Consider the following 13,462-nt stretch of genomic DNA (forward strand, 5'->3'; position numbering starts at 1 on the left):
GAGTCTCAGCTACCCCAGCGGATCGTTTCGACAGAGGTGGTCACCGAGTCGAGCACTTCAGGGTCCGGCCGGACCCCGAGCCCGGGGCCGGAAGGCACGTGCAGCCGTCCTTGGTCCAGGACGAAAGGTGGCGTCAGGTCGGTCCGCCAGTAGCGGTCCGACGCGGACGTGTCCCCCGGCAGTGTGAACCCCGGGAGGGCTGCGAGCGCGACGTTGGCGGCGCGGCCCAGCCCGGTCTCGAGCATCCCACCGCACCAGACCGGCACTCCGCTCGCCGCGCAAACATCATGAACGCGCCTTGCCTCCAGGTACCCACCCACCCGTCCCGCCTTGATGTTGACGACCGAGCACGCCCCACGCGAGATGGCGTCGGCCGCGGCTCGAGCGGACGTGATCGACTCGTCCAAACAGATCGGCGTTCGCAACAATCCTGCGAGCGCCGCATGGCCGGCGATGTCGTCTTCCGGCAACGGCTGCTCGATGAGTAGGAGATCGAAGGGGTCGAGGTTCGACAGATGCCTGGCGTCGGCCAGCGTGTAGGCAGTGTTCGCATCGACCTGTAGCAGCAGGTCGTCCCCGAAGCGCTCTCTCACCGCGCGGACCGGCTCTATGTCCCAACCCGGCTCGATCTTCAGCTTGACCCGAAGGTATCCATCGGCCAAGTAGCCGGCGACTACGTCCAGCAGCTCGGACACGCTCCCCGTGATCCCGACCGACACGCCGCACGGAACCGATTCGGCCACCGCGCCGAGATGGGCCGCGAACGACTCGCCTCGTGCGGACAGCTCGGCGTCGAGGATCGCCATTTCAACCGCCGCCTTGGCCATCGGATGCCCCTTCACTCCGGCGAGAACGATCTGGAGTTGCTCAGCCGTGAGGTCCGCCCGGCCCCAGAGTCGCGGCAAAAGGAACTGGCTGATCACCTGCTGTGCCCCCTCGACGTACTCCGATGAGTAGGCGGGCTCGTTCATAGCGACGCACTCCCCCCAGCCCTCGCTGTCCGGACCGGTCACGTGCACCAAGAGGATGTCGCGGGAGGCCTGCGTTCCGAACGACGTTCGAAAAGGCGAGACCAGAGGCATCTCGATCCGGATCAGATCAACTGCGTCAAACTTCACCGGGAACCTCTCTTCGGTAGGTCCAAGACACCCTGGCGAGTCACGTCAGGCGGCGAATCAGTTCCGCCAGCAGGGCGGCCCGTTCGGCCATCGACGGAATGTGCACCCACTCGCCTTCGGCGTGGGCCTTCCCACCGACCGCTCCGAGCCCGTCGAGAGTCGGGACGCCCAACCCGGCGGTGAAGTTGCCGTCCGAGCCTCCTCCGACGGCCTCGCCGCGCAAAGGCTCCAGGCCGAGCGTCGCAGCCGCTTCCTGGGCTTCATCGAACAACGATGCCGATGCGTCCTTCGAGAACGGAGGCCGGTTTGGCCCCCCGGATACGATCAGCCTTGTTCCGTCGACGTGTGGCCGCAACGACCGAATCTCCTTGTCGACCCTGTCCTGTTCGTCCTGGGTCTCGGCGCGAACGTCCACGTGTACCACCGCGTTCGCAGGCACCGTGTTGGTCGTCGTTCCTCCAGACGCGACCGTCGGGGTGACGGTGGTCCCGATATCGGGCCGTGCCACCTGGGTGACCGCCAGTATCTGATGGGCGAGCTCGACGGTCGCGTTCGCGCCGTTCTCGGGCTCGAGCCCAGCATGGGCGGCGCGCCCTTCGACCGCGATCTCGTACATCGAGGTCCCCTTGCGTGCCACCTTCAGCGCGCCGTCCGCACTCGGTTCTAGCACCAGGGTCGCGGTCGCCCCCTCTGCGATCTGCTCTATCAGCAGCCTCGACGTCTGAGATCCGAGCTCCTCGTCCGAGGTGAGCACGTAGGCGACGTTCTCCGGCGATCCCGTGTGCGCGAGGGCGTGGAACATCTGGACGATTCCAGCTTTCATGTCGAACGCGCCAGGGCCGGTCGCTCGCTCGTCGTCGAAGGCGAACGGCCATCGGGCGACGGTTCCGTGTGGCCAGACCGTATCGAAGTGCCCGAGAAGGAGGACCGCCGGCGGCCGGTCGTCCGGACCCGGCCGCCACACAAGATGGATGCGGCCGGCTGTGTCGACTCTCTCCGGAGCTCTTCCGGTCAGGTCAGCGCTGAGGTCTCGGATGATGTCGGCGCAAGCGCCGATCCCGTCGAGATCCGTCGACCCGGATTCGGCGTTCACCAACAAAGACAGCTGCTCGAGCATGGCCGGCGTCTTTTTCCGGAACACCTCTACCGCTGACGTTTCGGCGGTTGCCATAGTGCAGACCCTAGTGACCCTCTGCCGGCCTTACGAAGAAGATCCACTCTTGACGAGGCTCAGGATCCGCTCCATCTCCTCGTCCTGTGCGGCTAGATGCTTCTGGATCTCCATCGCTTCGTGGAGAATGGCGCCGGCGTCCTTGTAGGTGTCCTCCGCTCGCTTGTCGGACGCCTTGGCCTGAATGTTCTGCCCGACGATGATGATCGGCAAGAGAATCAACTGGAGGAAGTTCGACGATATCCAGGCGATGATGATCGTCAGGTTCCCCGATTTGAAGGCCGACGGCGCGCTCAACAAGGCGATGACGGTAAAGAGGTAGGCGCACCACATAGTGCCCACGACAACAGTGATGCCAAGACCCAGGCGCGCGTTGAACCGGACTATCGGGTTCGGATGATTGATCCGTCGTTGGTCGATGGTTCGCGCAGGACCCTGCAATTTGTGGACGGCGATGTGTGGATGCGGCACGTACTCATATTTCGGGGGCATGCCCGAATTCTCGCAGCCTGCAACTCGCGTTTCAGCGATGCCTCGTGGCCCGGCGACGTTCCTCGCACACCTGCGCGTAGACGGCGACGTGCTCGGCGACCATCCTCTCCGCAGAAAAGCGATCTTCCGCAGCCTTACGGCACGCGAACCGGTCGAGTTCGGCGACTCTTTGCAGCGCTTCGACCAGGTCGCTTTGATCGTGGGCAAGTATTCCGGTGACCCCATCGTCGACTATTTCAGGTGCCGAACCAACGTGCGCGGCGATCACAGGGGTGCCCGTGGCGAGCGCTTCGATCATCACCACTCCGAACGGTTCGGGCCAGTCGATCGGGTTGAGGAGGCACGTTGCCTCGCCGAGGAGCTGAAGTTTTTCGGTTCTATTCACTTCACCGATGTACTCGATGTCGCCGCCGAGCAACGGTTTGACACTGTCGTTGAAGTAGGCCATTTCGGCCGGCTCGGACATCTTGGCGGCGATCTTCAAGGGCATGCCCGCGGACCTTGCTGCCCTCGCGGCGTGGTGCACTCCCTTGTCCGGGTTCATCCGTCCGAGGAAGACCGCGTAGTCTCCGCCACCCATGCCAACCGGCCAACCGGCGAGGTCGACGCCATGGTGGATCACTCCGGCGAGGTTGACTCCCTGCGCGGTGGACGCTTGATGGTGAGAGATGGCGATGACCGGAACGCGGTTGCTGATCGCCTGGTAAATCGGTCCGAGCTCGCTCAGGAATGGACCATGGTTGGTGGTAACAACCGGGAGCCACGGGAAGCGGTCCGCGTACACGGGCCCTGTCAGCGTGTGATCGTGAAAGATGTCGAATTGGCGGGCAACGTCGTAGGCGGACATGACGTGGCGCAACTCGACCGACGGTCCCGCAGTGGCGATGCCGCGAGCCGCTTCGAAAAGCCAGGCCTTCTTGACCGGGCAGGTGCTGTCTCCCGTCGTAAACAGGGTTACGTCATGTCCGGCCGCATCGAGACCTCGCGCGAGAGTGTCGAGCATGATCTCGATCCCCCCGTAGGCGCTCGGAGGCACTGCGACCCAAGGCGGGGCGACTATCGCAACTCGCATGGACCTGTGTTCTCGCTCATTCGGATCTGCCCTTCATCGAATGCACTTCGCCGGAACCCCGGTCCGGTGGCCCCGGCAGAACTACTCCTGCACGGTAGTCTTCCCCTAACCCCCCCGAAATCCGAGATCGCTCCGGCCAGGTACGAGTCCGCCAGAGTTGTACAAAGCCCCTGGTCAAGCCGTATCAGCGCATCAGGCGGAGGCGCTCGCGATCAGGTACCCCCTGGTCAGCCTCACTTCTCCGCCGACCAAACGTTCTCGCAGCGCGGCGTCGACGGATTCGGCGGCCCGCTGCCGAGTTTCCTCGTCGGCATCCTTCAATGCGTCGCGCGCCGCTCCGACCCTCAGGCTCGTCGCGGCGTATCGGGAAACCTCATCCTCCGGTACGACCAGCGTGTCGTTGTAGGGCGCGATAACTACCTCGCTGAAACCGGCATCACGGAGCACAGAGTTCACGCGTTCCGGATCGGCGAGCGAGAACGGTCCCGGCTCGCCTTCTGCCGGCATCGGTGGGGGCGTTCCCGTCGCTGTCATCACTGCCATGCCCGGTACCAACATCCACTCATTGGCGAAGATGTGTTGCCAGCACGCGAAAGCGAGTCGCCCGCCGTGGCGAAGCGATCGTCGAACGTTTGCAAAGGCGAGAACCGGTTCGGCGTAGAACATGACCCCGAATCGAGAGAAGGCCGCATCGAACCTCATCTCCCCGAAGTCCTCGGTCTGGACATCGGCGTGAACGAACTCGATATTCGACATCCCCGCCTCATCAGCGCGCTGTCTCGCCTTGACCAGCATCTCGGATGCGATGTCGGCGCCGACCACTTGGCCGCCCGGCTCCACCATTCGGGCGATCGCAACAGTTGTGCCGCCCGTTCCGCAACCAACGTCGAGAATGCGTTCTCCAGGCCGAGGGTTGAGCGCGCCAAACGCCCTCCTGCCCGGCTCGGCGGCGGTGCTCTCGATCCGCTCCTCGATCTCGATCCAGGTCGCCGCCATCTCTTCCCAGAACTCAGCCTGCTCCTCGTTGGCAATCGGCATCGCGCAAAGACTAGAAGTCTTGAGGCTGGTAGGTGGCCAATCCGTGCTGTCCGGCGAGCGGGTTCCAAGCCTCGACGAATACCTGTTTGTCGCTATCCGCCTTGGTCGAGAAAGCTTGCCCAGCGGCGAAGTTCGCATCGCTCATCGGGTTGGCTCCGCAGGTCACACCGCCTCCGGCTATGTCCGCCATCCAGGCTACGTACGCCCGGTCGGCCTGGACCGAGTCGTTGAGCACTGCAATCAGGCTCTGGATTAGCGAACGGTCAGCGAGCGGGGTTGACTCGACCTTGTCCAATCGATTGAGGTCGCTGAGCCCTTGCTCGCGTTCGGTGACGACTTGGCCGACTGCAGCCTCGCCATCCGAGGGTTGCATCGAGCACGACTCGACCGCGTCGATGGCGGTTATCAATTTTTCGCGACCGGCACCCGTCTCGTCGATGATCGCGTTTACCGCCGTGAGCGTCGAGCGGCTGCTCGCGCTCTGTCCGTCAGCCGCAGGAGGGGTCGTTGTCGAACTGTGTGGAGACTGCGCGCTACGGGACGATGACTTCTTGATGGCAGGCGCCGGCGTTGTAGACCGAGCCTTGGTCGCCGCGCGCGCGGTCCGTTGTGGATGCGGGTGACCAATCGACGGTAGGCCGGTCGTCAACACCGCCAGAGCGACGAGCGCTGCCGCGCCGAATGCCGCCGCAGATATGAGCCACATGGTCGCGGTTGCGCTATGTCGCCTGCGTCGGGTGTGCCGAATCACTGAACGGTCCGGCGGACCCGGCGCAGGAACATTGGGCGCCGCCGGGATCAACGGGTCGGGCGGAGGGTAGGGCGGCCCCCAGCCGCCGTCAGTGGCTCGGCCGTGCGTGACGCGTTTCTCCCTCCAGCCTGAAAACATCAGCCGCCTTTCATTCGGGATCCGCGATCTCAGGCTAAGGGATCCGACGGACACGGTCTACCACCCGGGCTTGTGGCACACATCCGCTCGGCGGCAAGATGCGGAAGTGCGGTCGCTGTCCGAGGCTCCTTATCTCGATCTGTTTGACCCCGAATTCATGGCGGACCCCGAGCCGAGAGTGGTTGAGCTTCGCAAGCAGGCGTCGGTGTTCCGCACCCCGCTGGGCGCTTCGGTCGTCGACCGAGACAAGGTTCACGACCTCCTTCGCGACCGCTTGCTGCATAGCTCACTGCTGCACCTGCTCCGGCTGCAGGGCGTCAACGACGGACCCCTGTACGATCTCGCCTCGTCCTCCCTTCTGGGACTCGAGGGTGAGGATCACACCCGCATCCGGCGGCTCGTTTCACGGTCGTTCACGCCGAGAGCCGCAGACGGCCACCGGGAGTTCATGAGAGAGCTGGTCGAACAGCTGTTGGACGGTTTCGTCCCGACGGGAAGATGCGAGTTCATGAGCGAATTCGCTGACCGCTACCCGGTTCAGGTCATTGCTCATCTCATGGGTGTCCCACGCGAGGATTATCCCCTGTTCTCTCGCTGGGGTGATTCACTCACCCATCTCCTGTCTCTCGAGCTGTTTCAGTACCGAGCCCAGGTCGAGAGCGCGCAGTCGGAGCTTGCGGCGTACCTGACCGACCTTGTCGCAGACAGGCGCAAGAACCCAAAGGACGACCTCGTTTCGGAGCTGATCGCGGCACGGGACGGCTCCGATCGGCTCAATGACTACGAGCTCATGTCCCTGCTCGGCGGGCTACTTTTCGCTGGTTATGACACGACCCGCAACCAGCTCGGCATGGCGATGTCGATCTTCTCCGATCACTCTGATGACTGGGTTGCGTTGGCCGAGCGGCCCGAGTTGGCGCCGCAAGCCGTCGACGAGGTGATGCGTGTGGCCGGCGTCGTGTCCGTCGTGCCGAGGGTCACCACAACGGACATCGAGATCGACGGCTGGCTCATTCCCAAGGACACGCTCGTGTCGTTGTCGCTTGCGGGTGCCAACCACGACCCGAAGGTGTACGACGACCCGAATGCTTTCGACATCTACACCACCAGGCCGGAACCTCACGTCGGCTTCGGTGGAGGTGCCCACCACTGCTTGGGGGCGAATCTGGCACGAGCTGAGATGCAGGAGGCGCTCCCGCTTCTTGCCGCAGCGATGCCGGGGATGCGCATGGCCGAGCCGGCGGAGTGGCGGTCCCCGCTGGGCGGGATATTCGGCCCAACCAAGCTGATGATCGAATTCACGCCGTCGCAGCGCCGACAAGTCACGGCCTAGGTATCGTCGGACCAATGCCAGTCCTCGAACGCCCCGGCGGCGTGCGGATCCAGTACGACGTCCACGGCCCGGCCGATGCCTACCCGTTGATCCTGTTCGCACCCGGCGGCATGCACTCTGTAGCGCGGTTGTGGTCGGAGCGCCCAGGTGAGCCCGGCGTACCGATGCCATGGATCGATCCGAGGCAGGTGCTTTCCGATCAGTTCAAGGTGATCTCGATGGACCAGCGCAATGCCGGTGGGTCAAGCGGCCCGGTTGGGCCGGGCGACGGATGGCAGACCTACAGCGACGATCAGATCGCTCTCCTCGATGACCTGAATCGGTCGACTACTCACGCGATGGGCGGTTGCATCGGGTCCTCGTACGCCCTTGCGCTTTGTGAGCGTGCTCCCGGGCGGGTCACCGCGGCAGTGCTGCAGAATCCGATCGGGTTGACTGCGGACAACCGGCGTCTGTTTATCGAGATGTTCGACCAGTGGGCGTCCGGTTTGCGCGCCAAAGGTATCGGCGCAAGCGAAGACACCGTGAGCGCGTTTCGCGACCGCATGTTCGGAGGTGACTTCGTTTTCTCGGTCGATCGCGACTTCGTGCGGCAATGTACGGTGCCGATGCTCATACTCGCCGGCAACGACGAGTTTCATCCGACCGCCGCCGCCGAAGAGATCGCGGAGCTGGCGCCTTACGCCGAACTGGTCTACAAGTGGGCCGGCCCGGAGCGGCACTCCGAAACGGCCGAGCGAATCAGCAGCTTCCTGTCCGAGCACACCCCGAAAGGTCACACTCCGACCGGCTGAACGCGGTTCGAGCCGGCGAGTGGATTCTCAGTCACCAACGGAATCCGGAGAGAGCCGCCCACTCCTCGGGGGTTGCTGACTGCCAAACCCAGAACGAAGCCCCGACTGCGCCGTATCGGTGGGCCTGGGCGAGGAACTCGTTGATCTCGGATGCGCTGGGGGGCACCACCCGACCACCGACGTCGGCCATGTTGAACGCCTGGCCAATGACATGCACCGGGCGAAGGGTCGAGAGCCGCTGGACAGCGGACTGCGCTGCTGCCCCGGGGTCGACGCATTCCCAGTAGACCATCGGGGCGAACGCGTCGACGTACGTGGCTATCGTCGAATACGGGTAGCCGCCGCTCCAATAGGCGTCAAGAGGCGGGTAGACGGTGGCGATAACCGGAACCGTCCCGGCGGCCTTTCGGACGTTCTGCAGGTACACGGCGGAGCGCTGGGCGGTCAGGTCGACCCCCTCGCTCGGACGTTCGATGTCAGCGCTGTAGCCGTCGACCGCCTGGCCGGCCGGTCCCCTCCAGGCGAGTATCTGCGCCGTCCAGTTGGCGTCCCCGACCGGGTCGTAGAGATACGGGAATCCCCACGCCACCACGTCCAGGCCGGCGGCGTGGGCGGCCGGCACGAGCGTCTGGAGTTCGCCGGCGCCGTAGAAGCCGTATTTAGAGTCCCCGACTCTGACCCAAAGCTGGTGCAAGCCTGCAGAAACCGCCTGAGCCACGACCGCTTGCGGGTTGCCGCCGTCCGTCTGCGACCACTGCCAGACCCACATGCCCTTGCCGGCAATGGCATCGATGGAGCTGTGCCACGGGGCGGGTGGCTGCACCGGGGGGAGCGCCGAGTCCGGAACGAGCGTGGCCGGATGCCACGTCGGCGGGGAGGGTTGGGTCGGCCCGGGCTTGGGAGGCACCGGGCAGCCGGCGAGGGTCGCGGTTGCAGAGGGCGCAGCGGTGCTGGTGGTCGGTGGCACCGTCGTGGGCGGCACGGTGGTAGTTGTGGCACTGGCGGTCGACGGCGGAGTGGCCGTGGTAGACGGCTGCGTCGTGGTCGTACCGGAGGCGACTCGAACGGGATGTGCCGGCCCGCTCCCGCTGGTGGAGCTCAAGGCGGCCGCGCCGGCCAGACTGCCGATCGCGAGGATCGAAACCGCAGCCCCCAGTGCCCGCTCCAACACCGGGTTCATTGTCGCGGACCCGAGTGCCCTTCGCCCGGCGGCCCGGAAATAGGACAATTGGTGCTGGACTCGGGCAACACAGCCCCGCTAGCGTGGGTTCCCGTCTTGGCACTCGTTCCGAGCGTCCATCGAGGCGACCGCCGCCGGCGGGCTGTCGCCGCAGCGTTGCTGGCCGCACCGCTCGCCCTGGCGGGATCGGCTTTGCCGGCAGCCTTGGGCTTCGGCGCGCCCAGCGCATCGGCGGACCAGATCTCGGTAACCCGGGCACAAATAGCGTCGCTCGAGGCCACGGTGGTGGCGAGCGCACAACGCATCCACCAGTTGACCGTCGCCTACAACCGGGCAACCTTCGAGGCCGGGGCCCTAGCCCACGAGGTGGGATCCGCCATCGCGGAGGTCCAGTCGCTCGGTACCCAGACTGCCGCGATCTCGTTGCAGCTTCGCCAGCAGGCGATCAGCAGCTACACCGGCGCCTACAGCGGGGTTCCGAGCGTGTTGCCGTCCGATCATGGTCCGGATATTGCCGTTCGAGCCGAATACGTCTCGGTCGCCTCTGGCGACCTGAAGGACTCGGTCGACCGGTACCGGACGAGCCGACGGGAGCTATCGGCCGCCCAGGCTCAGCTCGCCGCGCAGCAGACTGCAGCGTCCGCCGCCCTGGCGGAGGTCGGTCAGTCCCGGCAGGCGGCACTTGCAGAGGCCTCCACCGACCAGGCGCGTCTCGACGGCCTGCAGGCGCAGCTCACCAGCCTGGTGGCTGCGCAAGCCCAACAGCAGGCCCAGTCCAAGGCTGCCGCGCTCGCGGCCCAGGCCAAATCGCCCGTGCAGGGTCTGCCGGTGAACGGCGGACTGGTGGCGGTGGTGCGGGCGACCGTCGCGTCTACACCTCCACCGGTTCCCGCAGCGCCACCTACGACGCTCCCGCGGGCAGTGGTTCCATCAACCACGCTTCCCGTGGTCACGGCAGCGCCTGCACCGGCTCCAGCGGCGCAGAGCACGGACGGCGGAGCCGGCGGTGTCTGGCTTCAGCTTCGGGAATGCGAGTCCTCGGACAACTACCAGGCCAACACTGGCAACGGCTATTACGGTGCGTACCAGTTCAGCCAGCAGACGTGGACGGACCTCGGTTTCCCCGGCAGGCCCGACCTGGGCCCCCCGGCGATGCAGGATGCCGCAGCGCAGAAGCTCCAGGCCGAGTCGGGGTGGGGCCAATGGCCAGCCTGCTCCGCCGCACTTGGCCTGAGCTGACTGGCCGGAGCCCCGCCGATGAATCCGGGGCCGGTCCTACGTCTTGCGTGGTAGACGGTTTTCGCGACAAACCCAACAAGGAGGCTCGATGAGCGCTGTCCGGGTTCTGGTTGGCACCCGCAAAGGGGCCTTTGTGCTGACGGCTGACGGCGGCCGGCGGGATTGGAAAGTGGAGGGGCCCTTTTTCGGCGGTTGGGAGGTGTACCACGTCTCGGCTTCGCCGGTGGATCCCGATCGCCTCTACGCGTCCCAGTCCACGGGTTGGTTCGGCCAGCTGATCCAGCGCTCCGACGACGGCGGCAAAACCTGGAACCCGGTGGGCAACCAGTTCTCCTACGAAGGCGAAGTCGGCACCCACCAGTGGTACGACGGCAGCCTTCGACCGTGGGAGTTCACGAGGGTGTGGCATCTCGAGCCGTCGCCGCTCGAGCGCGACACCGTCTTCGCGGGGGTGCAGGACGCTGCTCTGTTCCGGTCAACCGACGGAGGGGGAACGTGGGAAGAGATGCCGGCGCTGCGCCAGCATGGCACCGGTCCGGACTGGGCTCCGGGGGCGGGCGGTATGTGCCTGCACACGATCGTGATCGACCCGAAGGATCCTTCCCGGATGTTCGTCGCGATCTCTGCCGCGGGAGTCTTTCGCACGAACGACGGCGGTAAGAGCTGGGAACCGGTGAACCGAGGGCTTCGCTCGGAGCACATCCCGAATCCCGAGGCCGAGGTTGGTCACTGCGTTCACCGGATCGCCTTGAACCCGTCGCGCCCTGAGACCCTCTTCATGCAGAAGCACTGGGACGTTATGCGCAGCGACGACGGTGGCGACACCTGGCGTGAGATCAGCGGCAACCTACCGAGCGACTTCGGATTCCCGATCGCGATCCACTCACACGATCCGGAAACCGTGTACGTCGTGCCGATCAAGAGTGATTCGGAGCACTACCCGCCCGACGGCAAGCTCCGCGTGTACAGAAGCCGGACCGGTGGCGACGAGTGGGAAGCATTGACGAATGGCTTGCCTCAAGACGACTGCTACGTCAACGTGCTCCGAGACGCGATGGCCGTGGACCAGATGGAATCATGCGGTGTGTACTTCGGGACGACCGGCGGTCAGGTCTACGCTTCGGCCGATAGCGGGGACACCTGGAGACCGATAGTCCGCGACCTGCCGTCGGTGCTGTCGGTCGAGGTCCAGACGCTGACCTGAGGCAGCACCCTTGATCCGCGTGATGCTCCCAGCGCACCTGAAGAATCTTGCCGGCGTGAACGGCGAAGTTCAGGTCGACGTCGAGCAGCCGGCGACGCAGCGCAAGGTGCTTGACGCACTCGAAACCCGCTACCCGGTGCTCCGGGGAACCATTCGCGACCACGACGGTGGGAAGCGCCGTGCGTTCGTCCGCTTCTACGCTTGCGAAGAAGACATCTCCCACGAGTCGCCTGACGCGCCGCTTCCCGACAAAGTCGCGGCGGGTGAGGAGACGTTCTACGTGATCGGAGCGATCGCCGGCGGCTGACCGTACGCACGGGGTGCGTCCGCCTTCGGGCGCAAGTCGCGTCTTTGGGTATGAAAACAGGCTGCGCGAGGTCGAATTCCACGCCCGGACAGCGAAACCCACGCCCAGAACGCGTCTCTGTTGCGCAGCGATCAGAACCTGGAGATCTCGCTCACCGGGCCCATGACGATCAGAGGCGACTCCGACGGCTGCATCCAGCGCAGGAACGTGTCGAGGTCGCCCAAGGGAACACTCACGCACCCGGCCGTTGGACCGCCCGTAGAAGCGTGCACGAAGATCGCGGAACCGGCGCCGGGGACGATCGGGCCGGCGTTGTAGTCGACGACCGCGAAACTCGGGTACGCGCGGGTCTCGGTCCACAAGGCTTCGCTGCCGGACGCCCAAGAGGGAGTGCTTCCGCAAGCGACGTGCTGGAAGGTGTTGTAAGCCCCGGACGACGCATTTTCATCCCACCAGTCACCGCACACCAACGGGTGGTAGGCCTCGTGTACGCCAGGGTTTGCTGCGTTGCCGTACACGACGGGACCGAAACCGTATGCGCCCGTAGGGGTCATTCCGTCGCCCTCCCGCTTGTGGTCGGAGAACCCGTTGTAACCGATGAACCCGCTCCACGGGCCGCCGGCGACCGACCAGCAGCCGCCCGACCGCTGCCAGAGCGTCACTGTCGCGGTCTGGGTTGTGTACCCGGTGCCCTCGACGGTGACTAGCTGCCGAGAGTTCCCCGTGGAGGAAAGCTCCCCGGCCAAAGAGGGAGCGCAAGCCGTTGGAGTCGTGCTGCGCTGGACCGTGGGTGTCGTTGCCGTTCGCGAGACCGTCGTGGTCGGGCGCCCGATCGTCGATGTGCTCGTAGTGGCGATAGTCGCCGGGATCGTCGTCGTTGCTGGCACGGTGCTCGAAGTGGTCGCCGCGGTCGACGATGACTTGGATGGCGCTGCTGCACTTGCACTCGACCGTATGGAACTCGAGCACGCAGAGAGGGATAGAGAAATCGACGCGGCCGCGACGAAGACCAAAGACGACAGCCGTCTAGGCTTGGCCGGCGTTCTGGTCATGTCCGCCTCGACTCTCTCCCGGTTATCCCCCTTACGGTACGCGCTCGTGGCCGTCGTAGTGCTCGCGGTCGGTGCGTGCGGGTCGTCTGGTGACCGCCGGGCTTCGGCTCGGAATGAGTCGGCAGCCAATGTCGCGACCACGACCTCGTCGACATCTACGGTCCCGTCGACAGTTCCGCCTACGACCAAGTCGACGACGACTTTGCCGGCGGTGACCAACCCTCCGGCATTCGCTTACAACGTCAGCGCCGTGACTGCGGCCGATGTTCCGTCGACCTGGCGCCCGGGTTGCCCCTTGCCGCCTTCGCAGCTGCGGATGATCCATATGAGCTACTGGGCCTTCGACTCAACATCTCACACTGGAGCGATGGTGGTGAATGCCGGTGTCGTGGGCGACGTGCTCACCATATTTCGGACCCTGTACCAGGAGCGCTTCCCGATCTACGAAATGGTCCCGCAGGACGTATACGGCGGCAACGACAACACCGCCGCCGCCGCCGATGACACGTCGGGCTTCAACTGCCGCTACGCGGTGACCAACCCGCCGAGCACGTCATGGTCGGTTCACGCCTA

15 protein-coding genes are annotated in these 13,462 nt (G+C 65.2%); 7 read left to right on the forward strand and 8 right to left on the reverse strand.

Annotated features, from left to right (window positions below; genetic code table 11):
- Positions 1 to 5: 5 nt before the first annotated feature.
- From menC to VFZ97_18175, 6 genes are all read right to left on the reverse strand, one after another.
- Positions 6 to 1,118: an o-succinylbenzoate synthase gene (gene menC / locus VFZ97_18150; protein HEX6395362.1), complete on the reverse strand. Its 1,113-nt coding sequence runs from the start codon at positions 1,116 to 1,118 to the stop codon at positions 6 to 8.
- 40 nt (positions 1,119 to 1,158) lie between these two features.
- Complete coding sequence (locus VFZ97_18155) at positions 1,159 to 2,289, reverse strand: M20 family metallopeptidase (GenBank protein HEX6395363.1); 1,131 nt, start codon at positions 2,287 to 2,289, stop codon at positions 1,159 to 1,161.
- A 30-nt stretch (positions 2,290 to 2,319) separates the two neighbouring features.
- On the reverse strand, positions 2,320 to 2,781 hold the full coding sequence (locus tag VFZ97_18160) for a hypothetical protein (protein HEX6395364.1): 462 nt from the start codon (positions 2,779 to 2,781) through the stop codon (positions 2,320 to 2,322).
- A gap of 31 nt (positions 2,782 to 2,812) precedes the next feature.
- A complete protein-coding gene (locus VFZ97_18165) occupies positions 2,813 to 3,853 on the reverse strand; it encodes a glycosyltransferase family 4 protein (protein ID HEX6395365.1) in 1,041 nt (346 codons plus the stop codon).
- Positions 3,854 to 4,045: 192 nt separating this feature from the next.
- On the reverse strand, positions 4,046 to 4,891 hold the full coding sequence (locus VFZ97_18170; protein HEX6395366.1) for a class I SAM-dependent methyltransferase: 846 nt from the start codon (positions 4,889 to 4,891) through the stop codon (positions 4,046 to 4,048).
- A 10-nt stretch (positions 4,892 to 4,901) separates the two neighbouring features.
- Positions 4,902 to 5,597, reverse strand: a complete 696-nt coding sequence (locus VFZ97_18175; GenBank protein ID HEX6395367.1) for a hypothetical protein — start codon at positions 5,595 to 5,597, stop codon at positions 4,902 to 4,904.
- Between the two features lie 289 nt (positions 5,598 to 5,886).
- On the opposite strand from VFZ97_18175, the gene VFZ97_18180 reads away from it, so the two are divergent.
- Both VFZ97_18180 and VFZ97_18185 read left to right on the forward strand, forming a co-directional pair.
- Positions 5,887 to 7,113, forward strand: a complete 1,227-nt coding sequence (locus VFZ97_18180; GenBank protein HEX6395368.1) for a cytochrome P450 — start codon at positions 5,887 to 5,889, stop codon at positions 7,111 to 7,113.
- A gap of 14 nt (positions 7,114 to 7,127) precedes the next feature.
- Positions 7,128 to 7,907 carry an alpha/beta hydrolase gene (locus VFZ97_18185; GenBank protein HEX6395369.1) on the forward strand — a complete coding sequence of 260 codons (780 nt, stop codon included), beginning with the start codon at positions 7,128 to 7,130 and terminating at the stop codon, positions 7,905 to 7,907.
- Between the two features lie 31 nt (positions 7,908 to 7,938).
- Here the strand turns inward: VFZ97_18185 and VFZ97_18190 are convergent, their stop codons facing one another.
- Positions 7,939 to 8,676, reverse strand: coding sequence for a hypothetical protein (locus VFZ97_18190; protein ID HEX6395370.1), 738 nt, complete (start codon positions 8,674 to 8,676; stop codon positions 7,939 to 7,941).
- Between the two features lie 13 nt (positions 8,677 to 8,689).
- On the opposite strand from VFZ97_18190, the gene VFZ97_18195 reads away from it, so the two are divergent.
- From VFZ97_18195 to VFZ97_18210, 4 genes are all read left to right on the forward strand, one after another.
- Positions 8,690 to 9,130, forward strand: a complete 441-nt coding sequence (locus VFZ97_18195; protein HEX6395371.1) for a hypothetical protein — start codon at positions 8,690 to 8,692, stop codon at positions 9,128 to 9,130.
- Positions 9,131 to 9,183: 53 nt separating this feature from the next.
- Positions 9,184 to 10,326 (forward strand): transglycosylase family protein, encoded by a 1,143-nt coding sequence (locus VFZ97_18200; protein HEX6395372.1) that lies wholly within the window; start codon positions 9,184 to 9,186, stop codon positions 10,324 to 10,326.
- An 88-nt stretch (positions 10,327 to 10,414) separates the two neighbouring features.
- Positions 10,415 to 11,530 (forward strand): hypothetical protein, encoded by a 1,116-nt coding sequence (locus VFZ97_18205; protein ID HEX6395373.1) that lies wholly within the window; start codon positions 10,415 to 10,417, stop codon positions 11,528 to 11,530.
- 19 nt (positions 11,531 to 11,549) lie between these two features.
- Positions 11,550 to 11,837, forward strand: coding sequence for a MoaD/ThiS family protein (locus VFZ97_18210; protein ID HEX6395374.1), 288 nt, complete (start codon positions 11,550 to 11,552; stop codon positions 11,835 to 11,837).
- Between the two features lie 131 nt (positions 11,838 to 11,968).
- On the opposite strand, the gene VFZ97_18215 is transcribed toward VFZ97_18210, so the two are convergent.
- Positions 11,969 to 12,583, reverse strand: a complete 615-nt coding sequence (locus VFZ97_18215; GenBank protein HEX6395375.1) for a L,D-transpeptidase family protein — start codon at positions 12,581 to 12,583, stop codon at positions 11,969 to 11,971.
- Between VFZ97_18215 and VFZ97_18220 the strand changes: the two genes are divergently transcribed.
- Positions 12,561 to 13,462: hypothetical protein (locus VFZ97_18220; GenBank protein ID HEX6395376.1), on the forward strand; the 902-nt coding region annotated here is incomplete at its 3' end. The two genes, VFZ97_18215 and VFZ97_18220, sit on opposite strands and share 23 nt — an antisense overlap.

The sequence above is a fragment of the Acidimicrobiales bacterium genome, from assembly GCA_036378675.1.
Lineage (GTDB): Bacteria > Actinomycetota > Acidimicrobiia > Acidimicrobiales > Palsa-688 > DASUWA01.